This window comes from Ruegeria sp. HKCCD6428 (genome assembly GCF_013110595.1).
Lineage (GTDB): Bacteria > Pseudomonadota > Alphaproteobacteria > Rhodobacterales > Rhodobacteraceae > Ruegeria.
In genome coordinates this window covers 1,079,363-1,095,357 of the sequence record NZ_WVQX01000001.1, presented here as the reverse complement: position 1 = coordinate 1,095,357, position 15,995 = coordinate 1,079,363, and the positions used below count along the sequence as shown (strand labels likewise).

General features: G+C 54.1%; 17 protein-coding genes. 9 read left to right on the top strand and 8 right to left on the bottom strand.

From position 1 onward, the window contains the following. Positions 1-218: 218 nt before the first annotated feature. Complete coding sequence (locus GS620_RS05415; protein WP_216597831.1) at positions 219-770, bottom strand: tyrosine-type recombinase/integrase; 552 nt, start codon at positions 768-770, stop codon at positions 219-221. A gap of 105 nt (positions 771-875) precedes the next feature. Between GS620_RS05415 and GS620_RS05410 the strand changes: the two genes are divergently transcribed. After that, a complete protein-coding gene (locus GS620_RS05410; protein ID WP_171614461.1) occupies positions 876-1,253 on the top strand; it encodes a type IIL restriction-modification enzyme MmeI in 378 nt (125 codons plus the stop codon). A gap of 285 nt (positions 1,254-1,538) precedes the next feature. Here the strand turns inward: GS620_RS05410 and GS620_RS05405 are convergent, their stop codons facing one another. From GS620_RS05405 to GS620_RS05395, 3 genes are all read right to left on the bottom strand, one after another. Further along, on the bottom strand, positions 1,539-2,861 hold the full coding sequence (locus GS620_RS05405) for a radical SAM protein (protein WP_171614459.1): 1,323 nt from the start codon (positions 2,859-2,861) through the stop codon (positions 1,539-1,541). A 571-nt stretch (positions 2,862-3,432) separates the two neighbouring features. After that, positions 3,433-4,110 carry a hypothetical protein gene (locus GS620_RS05400; protein ID WP_171614457.1) on the bottom strand — a complete coding sequence of 226 codons (678 nt, stop codon included), beginning with the start codon at positions 4,108-4,110 and terminating at the stop codon, positions 3,433-3,435. Between the two features lie 596 nt (positions 4,111-4,706). Then, on the bottom strand, positions 4,707-5,201 hold the full coding sequence (locus GS620_RS05395; RefSeq protein ID WP_216597807.1) for a type IIL restriction-modification enzyme MmeI: 495 nt from the start codon (positions 5,199-5,201) through the stop codon (positions 4,707-4,709). Between the two features lie 605 nt (positions 5,202-5,806). Here GS620_RS05395 and GS620_RS05390 point away from each other — a divergent pair. From GS620_RS05390 to GS620_RS05380, 3 genes are all read left to right on the top strand, one after another. After that, complete coding sequence (locus GS620_RS05390) at positions 5,807-6,067, top strand: pyocin activator PrtN family protein (protein WP_171614455.1); 261 nt, start codon at positions 5,807-5,809, stop codon at positions 6,065-6,067. Between the two features lie 162 nt (positions 6,068-6,229). After that, a complete protein-coding gene (locus GS620_RS05385) occupies positions 6,230-6,535 on the top strand; it encodes a hypothetical protein (RefSeq protein WP_171614453.1) in 306 nt (101 codons plus the stop codon). A 200-nt stretch (positions 6,536-6,735) separates the two neighbouring features. Continuing rightward, positions 6,736-7,263 carry a hypothetical protein gene (locus GS620_RS05380; RefSeq protein WP_171614451.1) on the top strand — a complete coding sequence of 176 codons (528 nt, stop codon included), beginning with the start codon at positions 6,736-6,738 and terminating at the stop codon, positions 7,261-7,263. Between the two features lie 63 nt (positions 7,264-7,326). Here the strand turns inward: GS620_RS05380 and GS620_RS21935 are convergent, their stop codons facing one another. Continuing rightward, positions 7,327-8,409, bottom strand: a complete 1,083-nt coding sequence (locus GS620_RS21935; protein WP_171614449.1) for a site-specific integrase — start codon at positions 8,407-8,409, stop codon at positions 7,327-7,329. Positions 8,410-8,571: 162 nt separating this feature from the next. Here GS620_RS21935 and dusA point away from each other — a divergent pair, with 162 nt between their 5' ends. The 4 genes from dusA to GS620_RS05355 are packed head-to-tail and all read left to right on the top strand — an operon-like array spanning position 8,572 to position 11,957. Continuing rightward, positions 8,572-9,573, top strand: a complete 1,002-nt coding sequence (gene dusA, locus GS620_RS05370) for a tRNA dihydrouridine(20/20a) synthase DusA (protein WP_171614447.1) — start codon at positions 8,572-8,574, stop codon at positions 9,571-9,573. 15 nt (positions 9,574-9,588) lie between these two features. Beyond that, the gene (locus tag GS620_RS05365) at positions 9,589-10,413 is read left to right on the top strand and encodes a sulfite exporter TauE/SafE family protein (RefSeq protein WP_152458396.1); all 825 of its coding nucleotides are present in this window, start codon (positions 9,589-9,591) and stop codon (positions 10,411-10,413) included. A 23-nt stretch (positions 10,414-10,436) separates the two neighbouring features. Next, positions 10,437-11,192 (top strand): hypothetical protein, encoded by a 756-nt coding sequence (locus GS620_RS05360; protein WP_371809772.1) that lies wholly within the window; start codon positions 10,437-10,439, stop codon positions 11,190-11,192. A 36-nt stretch (positions 11,193-11,228) separates the two neighbouring features. Further along, the gene (locus GS620_RS05355; protein ID WP_171614443.1) at positions 11,229-11,957 is read left to right on the top strand and encodes an STAS/SEC14 domain-containing protein; all 729 of its coding nucleotides are present in this window, start codon (positions 11,229-11,231) and stop codon (positions 11,955-11,957) included. A gap of 653 nt (positions 11,958-12,610) precedes the next feature. Here the strand turns inward: GS620_RS05355 and GS620_RS05350 are convergent. Genes GS620_RS05350 through ccmI form a run of 3 tightly spaced genes read right to left on the bottom strand, consistent with a single transcriptional unit; the run spans position 12,611 to position 14,543 of the window. Continuing rightward, positions 12,611-12,844 carry a DUF1289 domain-containing protein gene (locus GS620_RS05350; protein WP_171614441.1) on the bottom strand — a complete coding sequence of 78 codons (234 nt, stop codon included), beginning with the start codon at positions 12,842-12,844 and terminating at the stop codon, positions 12,611-12,613. A gap of 17 nt (positions 12,845-12,861) precedes the next feature. Beyond that, positions 12,862-13,326, bottom strand: a complete 465-nt coding sequence (ruvX, locus tag GS620_RS05345) for a Holliday junction resolvase RuvX (RefSeq protein WP_171115259.1) — start codon at positions 13,324-13,326, stop codon at positions 12,862-12,864. After that, on the bottom strand, positions 13,323-14,543 hold the full coding sequence (gene ccmI, locus GS620_RS05340) for a c-type cytochrome biogenesis protein CcmI (RefSeq protein ID WP_171614439.1): 1,221 nt from the start codon (positions 14,541-14,543) through the stop codon (positions 13,323-13,325). The genes ruvX and ccmI overlap by 4 nt, the downstream gene beginning before the upstream one ends. A gap of 176 nt (positions 14,544-14,719) precedes the next feature. Between ccmI and GS620_RS05335 the strand changes: the two genes are divergently transcribed. Continuing rightward, complete coding sequence (locus GS620_RS05335) at positions 14,720-15,964, top strand: sarcosine oxidase subunit beta family protein (RefSeq protein ID WP_152458390.1); 1,245 nt, start codon at positions 14,720-14,722, stop codon at positions 15,962-15,964. Positions 15,965-15,995: the final 31 nt, after the last annotated feature.

Genomic DNA, 15,995 nt, shown 5'->3' with positions numbered 1-15,995 from the left:
ATAACCTTTCCGCCTAACGGCGCTACCAAGTGAATCACGTTTTATCTCCCTCTAATTATCCGCCTGACTGCCCGGTGACGCGTATCGTCTCATCTCACCTAATCACCGCGATCAGGCGAAAAAAGATGCCAACGGCAGCTTATGCGACGCCGCAGTGCGGCAACGAAAGCGCCAGGCAATGGCAGTTTAGGGCCGCCAGTTAAGGCGACCCAAATACACTAGATTTCAATGGCTTCCGCGATGGCCAGTGCATCTTCGAGTTCGACGCCTAGATATCGCACAGTGCTGTCCATTTTCGTATGGCCCAGTAAGAGCTGAACGGCCCGCAAATTGCCTGTCTTCTTGTAAATCTGGGTTACCTTGGTACGCCGCATCGAATGCGTACCATAGGCACTCGCTTCAAGGCCGATCGATGTTACCCAGTCTCTGACAATTCGTGCGTATTGTCGGGTCGAGATGTGCAGGCGCTCATGAAAGCGTCCGGGCCAAAGGTACTCTGAGCCAACCATAAGCTCGTCTTCCATCCACTTCTCCACCGATGCACGCGTGCCCTCCGATATCTCAAAGCGAACGGGTTTCTGGGTTTTGCTTTGCAGGACCGACGCTCTTTCTTTGATCTGGCCGGACGCCATAACGTCGACGACTTTCATCTTAACAAGGTCACAGCCGCGCAGTTTGCTGTCGATCGCCATGTTGAACAGGGCGAGGTCCCGGTGGTTCTTAGCCAATTCAAGGCGGACACGGATCGCCCAGACATGCTTGGGTTTCAGAGGTCGCTTCTGACCGACGATACGACCTTTGTTCCATGCAGGGCGAAGTGCGCGAATGGCTGGTAGGTTTGGGTTTTCTCATTGACTGCATCCAAAATGCATTTCGTGTGGGTTGCGGCCATCTGCGGACAGCTCAAGGAGGACTATAGATACTCCAATGACTTAGGCTGGAACACCTTCCCCGTGCCAAACTTTTCCGAGGACCAATTGGGCGAACTCAATGCCTCGGCTCGCAAGATCCTGAAGTGCCGCTATTCTCATTACCCGGCGACCATCGCGCAGCTATACGACCCCGACAAAATGCCCGACGATCTGCGCGCTTTACATCGGGAGAATGATGAACTGCTCGAGACCATGTATATCGGGCGGCCCTTCCGCAATGACACCGAAAGGCTGGAGCATCTTTTCAAGCTCTATGCCGCCAAGATCAAACAGATTGAAAAACAGGCCGCAAAGGGCAAGCGCGGCAAAAGGAGCAAATAGATGGCTCAGATGCTCAATGTGACCTACGGGCGCTCAAAATCCTCGACCAACGCCATGGGTATGCGCGAGATGCAGGCGCGTGCCTATATCTTCGACAGCTCGGCAAGTGTCAGCTCTTCCCGGATCGCCCCAAGCGCAACCTTGGCTTTGAATTCCGGTGAATGGTTTTCTTCTTCGTCATTGCAGATCGTCTTTCTCATAAGTCGATCCACCTTAAACAATGGTTTGAATTTCCGCGACCACCTCTCACGGATGCATCATTGGGACAAAACGTCCGCAAGGATATTACCAGCCATTTATCGAAAACGCTTCGGGCTTATTAGGGTAGTTCTCAGCGAAGAAAGTAAGATAATCATCTAAGTCATATTCGAGAAAATCGCACGCGGACAAGTTGGTTATCTCCGGATTCATCTTGCAGAGCAGTTCTCCGCCACAAATCCCTACATTAGAACATTTCCCACAACTTTCATTTTCAAATGGTGAAAATCCCTTATTCAAATTTTCACTCTGGACAAGATCGAGCGGACTGAAGTGCGCAGAATTTGAAAATGGATCATTATCTGAGTTGCATCTTAGGAGTCTGCCCTTCGCATCAATTTTGATATTGAGCGGAAGATAAGCACGGCAGGTCATAAATGCCGGAAACGGAAACTCTGAAATCTTGATGCCGTTGTCGAACTTGAATCTCAAAAAGTCGATGAACAAATTCGAATAAGTACGCGCATCAAGTCCGCGAGCCGATTCGCCATAGTTAAAATTATAATTCAACGTGTTGTATAGAGACAGTTGATAATTATTTAGACCAATTCTATCCAAGTCTGCGTAAACGGATTGGTAACCCTCAGCATTCCTTTTATTGACTATGTACTTGATATTGAGTTGCGTCCCGCAGTTGAGTTCGTCACGGCAACTGTGTAATGCGTCAAGGATCTGCTGATAGCTCCCTTTCCCATTTTTTTGTACTCTTGATACGTCATGGCCGTGACGCTCAGAAAGAGGCAAGTTTATCCTTGAAAACTCCCGAACTACCTCCTTTGTTAGATAAACGCCGTTTGTGTCCAACCCAGACTCGAAGCCGACACCCTCAGACTCAGCGCGTTTCCTTATTGCTTGGACAATCTCAAGAACCCGCTCTTTTTGGAGCAAAGGCTCTCCGCCAATGATTCCCAAGTCGACAAGTTCAATGCTCCGGTCACCAGAGTTAATCGCCTCTCGAACATACTCGCCAAGCCAATCTAAATTCTCGTCTAGCACATAATCCGTTTCTCGGTTTTTGTTCTGGTAGCAAAATGGACACGCCAAATTGCAAGATTGAGTAGTTTCAATCGTAATCGAAAGCCTAGCGTTCGTTGCTCGATTGTAATCGTATTTCTCTTGTGCAATGCGGAACTCATCGACATCGGACGAGACCGCAAAACCCGATGACAAGAATTCTTGTGAGCGTTCGTCGCACTGATCAATGCCGACGTTTTCGAGCGCCGAGAAATCTGCGTCGCTCAATATCGCGACGCTGCCATGCATTTTATTGAAAACGAGGGTGTTGCCGCCCTCCACCTGCAAATAATGATTGAACGTGGAGGGCCTTAATTTCATCTTGCGCTTACTCACGAACTTTTGAAGATTTCATTTTCATGTACTAACGGTCTTGCGGCAAGGACCCGACGCACCATTTCGCGACGTTGGTCTTCTTCGGCTCCTTCGGTGCATCGTCCTTTTTTTCAGGTTTGAGATTAAGAATTACCTTCATAGATGAGCTCCTGCTTACTGGGCCTCCAAGCTATCATACCGAACCCTATCCGTTAAGATAATTTTGCGGCGCGCAAACAGTCAGTTGCGGTCTATGACGCAACTAATGAGAACCTAACCTTTCATATTTCTTTAATTGGACGTGTCGCGGTCTGATGCTCCTTTGACCTGAGCAACAATCGCTAGTTCCTTACAAACCTGGCATTTTTGTCCCTGCGTGCCTTTTGCATATGAGAAGCCTGCAAAGCTAAAACGTTCTCAAGAGGAGCTGGATGACTTCTCTTCATTGAACACAAAAAAAGGAACGCAAAATGGCAAAAGGAAAAGGTCAAGGTAACGGTGGTGGCTGGCCGGCAACAACGGGAAATCCGTCTGGCGGTGGACGTTCAAACAACCCTCCAGGAGGCGGCAAGAGTAAGTGAGCCAACCGTGATTACTGCGTAATGAGTTGAGTTTTTTCCGAAGGGGTGCAGCTGTTGGGTTGCACCCCTCTTTCAAAATCTTGAAAGTCGTGGATCAAATCTTCGTGTTCGAAACCAGCTCTCAGGGCAGTCTGTTCCCAATATTTCCAATCTTGCTCCATTCTGATTGCAAAGCAGCAGAAGACCGAAATCAAAAACAAACATGATCGAACATAGCTGTTAATCGCGTTCCTATGCTCGGGACTAACTGAAGCGAGCTTTGGGTTTTCGCTGTGATCGACCAGTTTTTTGTATTGAATAAAGGTATCAATGAAAGGGCTCCCGTTCCTTTCAGTAAACGTTTTTATTCGATCAATGGGGGTGGCTTCCCACATCGTCGACTTGTCAGGCCATTGACTGTTTTTGAGGAGATAGTTTTCTACAAATATGGTTTTGACCTGTGACGGATATTCCTGAATGGACACATCGCTGAGCATACGCCTTTGTTGGGTTACCTGTTGCAGGACGTAGCCAAGCGTCAGGAACTCGCAAGGGTGAAGTACAGGAAACGGAATAGATTTCCATACTTCAAAGGCAGCAGGAGATCTGAAAGCCTGATATGTGCGCGAGTTCAGTATTCTAGAAGGTGCCGCAATATTCAGATCACAGTTGGTTATTTGGTCATAGTAGAGTTTTTTCGCAAGACCCATGAGGTGTACTCCAGTTTCCTGAATTCAATCAACGCCTTGAGATTTGACCTTGTCTTTGGGAGTCCTCCTGCGATTTCACCTGCGGCAAGCTGTCCTGAAATGATCGCGATATCCCGCCAATCGGACGATGATTTAATGCGATCTCGAAATTCTACCAATGGTACGGATCGATCACCAAATCGCTTTATGAACTTCCCTATGTGCTTCTCTGACAAAGCTGCTGTGAGTTGGCCATCCTGAAACTTATCCCTGAGAACTTTCTGGGTCCGGGAAATGTACCGCTTGTTGGCCGCGTTACCCCCTTTCCCTTCAATCCGCTTGCCCGGTGAAAACCACTTTGTGGTGTCCATCTTCAGTATTTCTGCGAATGCGTCAGGAGCAGGAACAAACATTTCAGTGCTCAGTATTTTACGAAGTGGGTGAGAGCACTGATGGCAGAGGTAGCTTGGGAAGTCACCCCAATCCAAAAGCCAAATAATGAAATAGTGTTCAATCAGAGTGGACCCTAAGACAACAGTCGATGCGGTCGAAAAATTTATGGAGGAGTGTTCAATTAGGGTGGCTTTCACTCCAACTTAACACATTCCGAGTAAGTTCTAGAGGCAAATTGAACAAAGGTAAGACAATGACCAGAAAGATCGGGTAAGGCGACTGGTGGCCCGAAATACAAAAGCACTCTCGCGGATTTGCTTGATGGTGCTGATGCCGGCAAGGGGTAGAAAAAAGCCGAAGTGGTCGGGGAAATCTTTGAACTCGCAGGCCACAACCTCACCACTATTCATATCAGCGGCGTGCAGGTCGGTGCCGTCAGTGGCGACAACGAACTTTACTTTGCCTTTCCTGGTCGCTGAGCTGTTTTGAAGGGCTGTAAGCGTCGCTGTGACCTCGCCAGCGGGGCAGGTAACAATATGGATATTATTGCGCTGTAGAACGCCCCCGAGATCTGAACCATTGGTGTCGCCTTTGCGGAGGCGTTTGATGGTTGTGGACTTGGCGCCAAATGCTTGGATGAACAGATATGGAAATTCTTTAGCATCAAATGGTTGCTCGGCCAACTCGGAGATGGCTTCTTCAATTTCAACGGCGTTCATTGCTCGTCCTTGTTACTTCCTTCTGTCACCATGCTCGGCGAATTTCTAGAGATTGCCTGCTAGCGAGGTACTGCGGTTCATTGCCTATCACCTTGGAACATCAGGCGCGAGCAATCAACAATGGTCCAATCGTCGCTGCCCTCAAGTTGCAATCCAGCCTGCGGGTAGTTTTCAGGCTATAAAACCCGTCAGATTGGGGGGTGAAGGGCGTTGGATCCTCAAGTGATTCGCCTGTCGGTCTCTCGGATTTTCCAGAATGTCACTCTCGAAAGTTGTAGCGCGGGTCGTATTCAGCGGAATCGAAAAATTTATTTTTAGGGCCTATATCGCGAATGGACGCAAACTGAGCATACTTGCGCAGTTCTAGGTCATCGCCTGACCTGCTTTCCGAAAAGGATGCACTCACGTGTATTCTGAGCCGTTCTAGGGGTACAATTTTTCCTTCCACCCCCCATCCTACAACCTTTGGCAGATCGGCTGTCGGGCACTGTCGAGAGGGGTTGTTTGGTGCTGATTCTTGAGTAGAACCTGTTGTTGAGCGGTGGCTAAGTCCAGAACGGATGAACGCCTAAAGTTCCGAAAACAAAGCAAATAATGGGGCGCACATGCAGACGATATTCATGTTGATGGGAAGGTATGACGCACGGGTCATGGTTCCGCTAGAAGCTGTTCGTCAGGACTTCTTTCCCGAGCTTAGTCTGAACTTGCTGAAGACCAAGACAGACAGTGGTGAAATTCCTCTGGTCGTCACGCGACTAGGCCCATCGCAAAAATCAGGGCGAATGGTGCACGTAAAAGACTTGGCGGATTTCCTGGACGATCAGGCAAAAAAGGCTCGGACTGAGGCGCGAAGAAAAGTTGCTTAAAACGCAGCGACCAAATCCAGGCTGTTTGGCACACGCTGGTTTGGATCTTCAATCGTGATGCTGTGCTGCCTTCAACCAGGTGTGGCGGTACTAGGTTTGGTTTTTTTGGGCCCGCAACACTTACAAAGCACCCATGGTAAATGGATCAGAAAGAGAGAAATAATGAAAGTTGACTATCTGGGGCGGCCTTGTCGTAGTGATCTCTGGGCAGCATTTGACCAATTGATGGGCATCGCTCGGCAGAATTCTAGTTCGTCGTTTGTTGCCAGAGACTTGCTAGTTCACTCACATGGCAGAATGGGATTCGACATCGGCCAAACCCACAAGTTCGACAGTACCAATCGCCAAGCAGCGGTTGTCGTAATAGCGCACGCTGTTACCGGAGGAGATGACAGGGAATTTGGAAACTATCTAAAACAGAAAGGGCTGACAAAGCTTGAGTGGTTGAAAGATCGAGTTTGGATTTGATTGTAGCGAAGCATCACTTACAGCCAAAAGCTGAACCCCTGTTCTTCTACTTAACCTGCTCAACGGACGTTGGGCAGGTTTTTTTATGGTGGAAGTAGCGAGGTAGTACCCTTTCGTTGGTAATTTCACTTTTGAGTTGAAAGCCTCTCGGTGAGCATTATTAGAAGTCGAGCGGAGTTCTCATTCAAGAAAGGCAAAGTATGAGGAAAATTCTGTCCTCCACCCGAACGACGGCGACTGTCTTCATTTCATTCACCCTGTGCTCTTCGAATGCGATGGCATTAGATGCTGAAAGGCATGCAATTGTAGCTTCCCAAGTTGATAGCTTCGTAAGCGCAGTTGGTTGCACAGAATCTGATGGGGCCCATGAAATCCTAATTGCGGATCTCGGCACAGACGATCTTGATGTTTCCACATATATTGCATTCCCGGTCGCCGACGTAGGCTGTCAGGGGGGGACAGGAACCAGCGCCTTCACGCCAGTTGTTGTTCGTGTTCCAGAGTATAGAACCATGGCAGCGCACGTTGATATGTGGGCAACCGCTGAGATTGATTTTGTTGGAATGCCGAGCCGTGGATTGGTGGCAGTCGAAGCACTGGCGAATGACCGCGTTCGAATAGTTGGACACAAGTTCGCTGATGGTGACCCAAATTGTTGCCCGTCTAAAATCGTGGACCGGGTATACCGATACGAGCGCGAAGGTTTTTGGCTTCCGGAAGTCGACTAAGCGCCTGGAGGTCCAGCCGGCATGCATTGCCGGCTGAACTGCTGCTAGAGAGCGTTCTATGAACTATGCAACGATTTCTTCAAGCCACTTCCAGTTTTCATACTTATTTCCGACAGTTTTTAGATGCGAATATCGCTGCAAACTGGACCAACTTTTGTGTCCCGTCACTGACATCGCCTGCGGTAAAGTACGGCCGGTTTCAACCAGCCAAGATGCTGCTTCATGGCGCAAATCGTGGAAATGGAGGTTGCGAATGCCTAGGAACTTACATGTTCCGGTGAATTGTCTGCCGATTACATCTTTGTGGAAGGGGAAGATCTCGTCGGCCACACGCGGCATGCTTTCAATAATTCGGATGGCTTCAGGCGGAAGTTCACAAGTAACATCGTTACCTTCCTTTTCCCCAGGATCTTTCATGTCCCTCACCAGAATCGTGCGGTGCTCCTTGGAGTAATCGTCCCACAAAATGCGAGTAATTTCGGCTTGGCGCCTTGCTGAAAAAATCGCGAAGGGAACAATCTTGCTCATTGGAATAGCTCGGCTGTCGCGAGTTTCTCGCTTCACATAGCTTTCCATAAGCGCATCCAGTTCGGTCCTGCTGGGTCTCCTCGTACGCTTTTTGGACTTCCCGGTAATCCCCAATGAGGTCGTAGTTTCTCGGGCTTCCACGATGATGTTTTTGTCAAAGGGTACATCGAAGGCCGGCCTTGCAAGTCTGAGGCAACCAGACAAATGGCTCATGTAGTTTGCGGTGGTTGCAGGAGACCGTGCCGCAGGCCCGTGTTCGCCCTCAGCTACTTGGTTGGCAAACTCCACAAGATCAGCGGGTCGAAGAGATGTGACTTCGAAATCTGCCACGTCAAAGCGTTTGATTGCATTCAGGACTTGGGCCTTGGTTTTGCCCATTTCCTTGCGCTGCATTGCGACCACTTTATCGATCAGTTCCCGAACAGTGGTGCGAACCTGGTCATTGACGAGTTTACCGGCATCAAACTCTTTCTCAATTAGCTTGATCCAGCCCGCGGCAGCGGTTTTTCTTGGGAACGTTTTTGATTTGGAGATGACGACCCGACCGTTGTTTTTCTTAATGACCTGCGCCCGGTACTTGATGCCGGATTTGCTCTTGCGCTCTACGATAGTGCCCATTATTTCCCATTCTTTGTTTTTGGCATACTGAGGATATAGGTTTGCGGTATGCCAAGCTCCAAGTGGGTATGCCAAACAGTATGCCAAAAACTCAAAATACGAAAAAACCCAGCAAAATAAGGTCCAATCAGATCATCGTAAAAGCCAGCAAAGATTGCCAAAATGACGGATAAGCGCTTAATAACAAAGGCCGCGAGGCTATCGGTTGCGCCGATGATGGACTGGACAGACCGACACTGCCGCTATTTCCATCGGCTGCTCAGCGCGGAAACGTTGCTGTATACCGAGATGGTGACGGCGCCGGCGCTCGTGCGGGGCGGGGCGTTGCATCTGTTGGACTACTCTCCCGAGGAACACCCGGTTGCTTTGCAACTCGGCGGCTCTGACCCGGAAGAATTGGCGCAAGCCGCGAGACTGGGGGCCGAGGCCGGGTATGATGAGATCAATCTGAACTGCGGCTGCCCGTCGGATCGGGTGCAATCCGGCACTTTCGGCGCGGTCTTGATGAAAGACCCGGCCCGCGTTGCCGACTGCGTGACTGCCATGTGCGAAGCGGTGAATGTGGATGTCACCGTGAAATGCCGCATAGGAGTCGATGATCAGGAGCCCGAAGATGTATTGCCCGCGTTTCTTGAGCACATCAGCGCGGCAGGTTGCCAAAGGGTGACAATCCATGCCCGCAAGGCGTGGCTGCAAGGGCTGAGCCCCAAGGAAAACCGGGATATCCCGCCTTTGGACTTTGACCTTGTGCATCGGATGAAGGTTGAGTTTTCGGATCTTCACATATCGATCAATGGCGGCATCAACACGCTGGACGAGGCAGCCGTACATCTGGAAGCAGGTCTGGATGGGGTGATGATCGGCCGGGCCGCGTATCATCAGCCGGGCGACGTCCTGTCGGATGCTGACCGACGCATCTTTGGTACCGGAACGACGCGTGATCCGTTCGCGATCGTTCAACATATGGTGCCTTATGTGGAACGGCACCTTGCCAATGGCGGGCGTTTGCACCAGATCACGCGTCATATGCTGGGCCTTTTCGCAGGTCGTCCCGGAGCCCGCGCATGGCGGCGCGCCTTGTCGGAAGGGGCTGTGCGGGATGGCGCCGGACCCGAAGTGATGCTGCGGGCGCTGGATCATGTGGCGCCCATGGCAGAAGTTTAAGCGGCAGGGGGAACGATGCCCGAGACGATGTTGCTGGCCCAGATGCTGGGCCTTTTGCTTGCGATCGGAGCGCTGGCCGGCGTGCTTGCCGGATTGCTGGGGGTCGGCGGTGGAATCGTCTTGGTGCCTGCCTTTTTCTATGCGTTTCAAACTCTTGGCTATGGCGGCCCGCAGTTGATGCAACTGTGTCTGGCCACGTCGCTGGCCACGATCATCGTGACATCGGTCCGATCCGTTCTTGCGCACAACAAAAAGGGTGCGGTGGATTGGGATATCCTGCGCGGTTGGGGGCCGGGGATCGTCGTCGGTGCGATCATCGGAGTTCTTGTTGCCTCGGCCCTGCGGACCGAAGCTTTGCAGGCGCTGTTCGGCATATTGGGAATGGTGATCGGGGCCTATCTGGGGCTGGGTCGTTCGGAATGGCGGCTGGGTGATGTTATGCCCGGTGGGGTAAAGCGGGCCATCCTATCCCCCGCGGTCGGGTTTCTTTCTGTTCTGATGGGAATCGGCGGCGGCAGTTTTGGTGTACCGCTGATGAGCCTGTACAACACGCCGATCCACCGCGCCGTCGCAACCGCCGCCGGGTTTGGTGTGATCATCGCCGTGCCCTCGGTCATCGGGTTTTTGTTTCTGGATATCGCACCGGAACACCGGCCTCCGCTGACCATTGGGGCGGTCAATCTGGTGGCCTTCTGTATCGTCGTGGCTATGACGATGATCACCGCGCCCTGGGGGGTGAAGCTGGCCCATGCGATGGATCCGAAACCTTTGAAGCGCGTTTTCGCCGTTTTCCTTACGCTGGTGGCGCTCAATATGCTGCGCAAAGCGGTGGGTTTGTGAAGGATTTTGGCGCCAGGGGTTGGGTGAAATTCCCGTATGATCCAGTGCTTGCGGCCTGGGTAGGCCATGCGCTGCCTGCCGCACGGGCCGCGGTAACGGACCCGGCCCATGCTGACTGGCTGGATTGTGACGGGACGTGGTTCATCGGTGTTGACGCGTTGCCCAATGACGCTCAGGGCAGGGTCGGCCAATCGGGGCCTTTGGCCGGAACCGCCATGTCATTCATTGCAGGGCGTTACGGGCAGTTGCCGCTTCACAAAGGCCAAGTCTCGGTCATGCATCCGGGATATCCACGCCCGCGCCGGGGGGAAAACGAAGCCGCCGCGCGGTATCGCAGAAATCGGGACGCGGCTCATGTGGACGGTTTGCGCCCGATGGGGCCGGATCGTCGCCGCCGGGTGGATGAACCGCACGCCTGGATTTTGGGCATACCGCTGACCGAGGCCAGCCCGGATGCGTCGCCCATGGTGTTGTGGGAAGGCAGCCATCATATCCTGGGCGCGGCGTTCAGGCGCGCCCTTGCGGGGACGCCACCAGAGCGTCTGCATGAAGTCGATATTACGGATATCTACCAATCCGCCCGTCGCGAGGTTTTCGAAACCTGCCCGCGAATCGAACTGCCGGCCAAGCCGGGCGAGGCTTACGTGCTGCACCGCCTATGCCTGCACGGGGTTGCCCCCTGGGCGGAAACGGTAAGCGCAGGGCCGGATGGACGGATGATCGCCTATTTCCGCCCGGAATGTGCCGGGGGTGTGGCGGAATGGATCGAATCCACTTAACCTCCTGTCATTGTTTGGCTTTGGAGGTTTTGACCGATGATTACGGTCCATACGAATTCTGATGGTGCGTTGATAGAAGTGGAGTTGTCGGGGCAAGTCACCAGCGCCGACTATGCCGATGTCCTGGTTCCTGCAATCGAAGCAGCGCTGACCGAACACGATTCCGTTCGGCTTTTGGCCATCGTGCAGCCAGAGTTCAAGGGGTATGATTTGGGCGCGGCCTGGTCCGACACCAAGCTGGGGCTCAGCCACTGGCGGGGGTTTGACCGGATCGCGGTTGTTGCCGATCAGGGCTGGGTACAAACCGGCATCCGATTGGCCGCCCCGATCCTGCCATGCCCCGTTCAGGTCTTTGAACTGGCCGAGCTTGAAGTCGCCCGGCGCTGGATGCGCGAGTCGTTGGGATCCATTCACGTGACCGATCTTGACGGCCCATGTGTGCAGATCAGCCTTTTGGGAAAACTGGACCCAGAGGAGTACAAGCAGGCCGAGCGCGACCTGGACGCTTTGTTGCATGACCGCTCCGGGTTTCGGTTGCTGATCGACCTGCGGGAATTTGACGGCTGGCAGGGGTTGTCCGCTCTTGCAGCGCATTTTCGTCTGGCCAGTCGCCACATCGGACAACTGGATCGCGCGGCGATCGTCGGGGACAAAAGCTGGCAGCACATGGCACAACGTGTCGCCAGTCATGTATTGGGCACACGGACTCAGTTCTTTCCGTCCGAGGAAATCGAAAACGCCAAAACCTGGCTGGCCGCCGGGTAAGGCCCTGCTCTGCGCCTCAACCTGCATCCTGTGATATTGCAGCCAACAGGCGGCTTGCGTGCTTTGTTCTCTGGTCAGAACAATGCACCCTTGAGCGCGAATTGACCAAATCTGATTGGCTTTTTTCGCGGAACGACACGCGCCACATGTCTTGAAACCGGTCTTGATCCCGTGCCGGTCAAGAATTGTGACGTAAGGGAACTGGTGGGTTTTTCCGTGGAATTTCTGACCTTAAGGTCAACACGGACCAAAAACCCTGTGTTTTCCCCCTAAATTTGACCGGAAATGTCCTTACCTACGCCGTGTCGCTGCGGGCCTCCACTCACGTTGAACAGATGCGTTCATGAGCTGGCCCCTTTTAGGAGCTCGAAATCGGCCCGCGGCGGCACAGTTATTGGAAGCGGGAAGTTTGCGATGACACTCAGGTTATTGATGGAAAGATTTGCGGTACGCAAAACGCCAGTATTCAAGGCGGACAAGACCGGCACGAAGCATGTCCGACGTGCAGCGAAAAAATACGGGACTGCAAAAACAAGCAGATCCGAAATCGCAGCTCTGTTCGAGTCAGAGCTGCGCGGGCAAGACACAAACAGGTCGGCCCGCGACGAATCCAATGACCACAGGGATACGTCCCCAAAGCAGGCTGGCTGACTTCAGGAACCGTTTACGCGCGCTGCACGCCCGCCACGGCGTTTACTGAGGCGCGGCTTTCTGGTGGGCAGATCTTCCATGATTTCGGCGCGTTCGCTGCTGTCCATCTTGGACCAGCGGGTGATTTCGTCAATCGTGCGATAGCAGCCGGTACAGATACGTTCAGTCGGGTGAACGACACAGATCTGGACACACGGGCTTTCGACCTCATTCCTTTTCCAAACCATATTCGTCATCACTGGTCTCCGACCCGTTACAAAAAGCGCAGCCTGTCCAGCGCCCCTTGCAAGATATAGCTGGCCGCAACGTGATCAATAACCTGTCCGCGACGTTTTCGTGTCGTATCCGCCTCAAGTAGTGCTTTTTCTGCCGCAACCGTGCTGAGCCGCTCGTCCCAAAATCCGATGGGCAAATCGGTCAGGCGGGACAAATTGCGCGCAAATGCCCGCGTTGACTGGCATCTTGGCCCTTCGCTGCCATCCATGTTCTTGGGCAGGCCCAGCAAGATGCCCCCGATCTCGCGATCGGTGACAATTTCGATCAGGCGCGCGGAATCGAGCGTGAATTTCTTGCGTCGCACGGTTTCCAGCGGGCTGGCGACACCGCGCATCCGGTCGGACACGGCGACGCCGATTGTCTTTTCCCCAAGGTCCAGCCCCATCAGGGCACTCATCGGTTGCAGCGCGGCTGCAAATTCTTCGAAAGCGTCATGGATCATTGAGCGATCCCGGCTTGAAGGGCCGCCGCATCGATGATTTGCAACGCCTCTGAATTGCCGGCAAAGACTTCCATGGCCTCATCGCGGATATCGATGGCACGCTGGCCTTGGCCAAGAACGCCCAAGGCGGCGATCAGGCGGGCCCATTCCTCGGGGGATCCGCCTTCTGTCGCCAGCCGATCAGACAGCTGGTCCACCATACCCTGAATCATCTGCTGCCGTTCTTCGGGGCTCAGCTCTGCGGCGGCGGCCATGTCTTCCTGGCTGGGGCCGGGTGCTGTGCTCAGATCCGGTGCATTGAAAACGCCGGCCCGAAAGGCGAGTTCGTCGATCTGAGCCCGAATTGCTTCGGCCCAGGGCGCACCCGCGGGGGAATCCTGCAACGTTTCGACCCACATGCGATAGGCAAGGTCCGGCCGCCCGATCTGTGCCAGCATCTGCCCCCAATAATAGCGCGCCGGGCCGTGACGGGGGTCACGGTTCAGCGTTTCGATCAGCGCCTGTTCCGCTTCGGGTGAGACATACCCACCTGCTGCCAGAATCATCATTTCAGCCAGGTCCGCATAGGTATCAGCCGTGGCGCTGTCGCCGGACAGCTCGATCACCTTTTGCTGCGCGGTGTACCCATCCTTGAAGTTGCCCGCATTCGTCTCGTGCTGCGCCAGCAACATCTGACCCTGCAAATCATCCGGCCGGCTTGCAACGGTTTCGCGCAACTGCTTCAGCAGGTTGGCATAGCTTTCTTCCAGCTGCGCAGGTCGAGGTGGGGTCGCCAGTTCTTCCGCGGCGCTTTGGGATGGCCGGTTGGCGCGCACTTCCTTGGCCAGTTCAAGCCGGGCGGTCAGCGGCATGTCAGGTAAACCCACGGCCCCGGTGCGATGATACATCGCCAATGCTCCGCCGATCAGAAGCAACGAGATTGCCAGGATCGACAACACCGAAACCGCACGAGATGGCCCGGCGCCGGCACCCTCTTTCTTCATTTGATCATCTGCGGCCAGTATGCGACGGGAAATTTCCGTGCGCACCCGTTCCGCGTCGGCTTCGCCAATGACCCCGCGCGCCAGATCCCGGTCCACACCGGCCAACTGTTCGCGATAAACCCGCAGATCGTATGCCGCCGCGGGTTCATCCCCACGGCGTTTGCGCAGCAGGGTAAAGCTGAGAAAAGCTGCGATCAGCAGCGCGACAAGAAAAATCAGAACCCAGAACGTCATGGTCCCTCCGAGGATGCTGCCCTGACTTAGACCTGTGAGGCGTCCGACAAAAGGGACAAATGGCCGCGAATGAGCGACATGTCGCAATAGTGCGATATTGCGGCGTTGCACGGCAGGGTTAAAATGCCGTCACACGGCATATCTGCGCCCAATCACCGAACCGGATGGATTCGCACATGAAACACTATTCAGCCTTTGCTGTGGCGCGGGAAGCTCTGCGCTATCACACCGGATGGGAGCGCGCCTGGCGCTCACCCGAACCCAAGAAGCGCTATGACGTCATCATCGTTGGTGCTGGCGGTCATGGTCTGGCGACCGCGTATTACCTTGGCAAGAACTATGGCATCCAGAATGTCGCGGTTATCGAAAAAGGCTGGCTGGGCGGCGGCAATACTGGTCGCAACACGACGATCATCCGTTCGAACTATCTGCAAGACCCGTCTGCGGCGATCTACGAGAAAGCGCGCAGCCTTTACGAGGACCTGAGCCAGGAACTGAACTACAACATCATGTTCAGCCCGCGCGGTGTCATCATGCTGGCGCAGACCCAGCACGAGATCCGCGGCTACCAGCGCACGGCCCATGCCAACGCGCTGCAAGGTGTCAAGACGGAATGGATCGGCCCCGAGCGCGTCAAGCAACTGGTGCCAATCATCAATCTGGACGGCCCCCGGTATCCGGTTCTGGGCGGCCTTTGGCAGGAACGCGGGGGCACTGCGCGCCATGATGCGGTGGCGTGGGGCTATGCGCGTGCCTGTTCGGCGATGGGGATGGATATCATCCAGCAATGCGAAGTCACCGGTGTGCGCTCGGAAAACGGTCGCGTTGTCGGGGTCGATACCACCAAGGGTGCCATCGATTGTGACAAGCTGGGCATCGTCGTCGCGGGCCATTCGGGTCAGTTGGCCGAGATGGCGGGCTTCCGCCTGCCGCTGGAAGCCGTTGCTTTGCAGGCGCTGGTGTCCGAGCCCATCAAACCCTGCATGGATGTTGTCGTGATGGCCAACACCGTGCACGGCTACATGTCGCAATCCGACAAGGGCGAAATGGTGATCGGCGGTGGCACCGACGGGTTCAACAACTTCACGCAGCGCGGGTCTTTCCATCATATCGAGGAAACAGTGCGGGCGCTGGTCGAAACCTTCCCGATGATTTCGCGCCTGAAGATGCTGCGCCAGTGGGGCGGGATCGTGGACATGACCGGTGACCGCTCGCCCATCCTGTCGAAAACACCGTTGCAGGGCTGCTTTATCAACGGCGGCTGGGGCACCGGTGGCTTCAAGGCGATTCCGGGTTCCGGCTGGGGGATGGCGCAGCTGATGGCGACAGGCCATTCACCGCTGACCGAAGCCTTCTCGATGGACCGCTTCAAGGAAGGCCGCTTCATCGACGAAAGCGTCGCCGCCGGGGTGGCGCACTAGGGGGATTCCCGAAGGTGCCAGAAAACAGAAT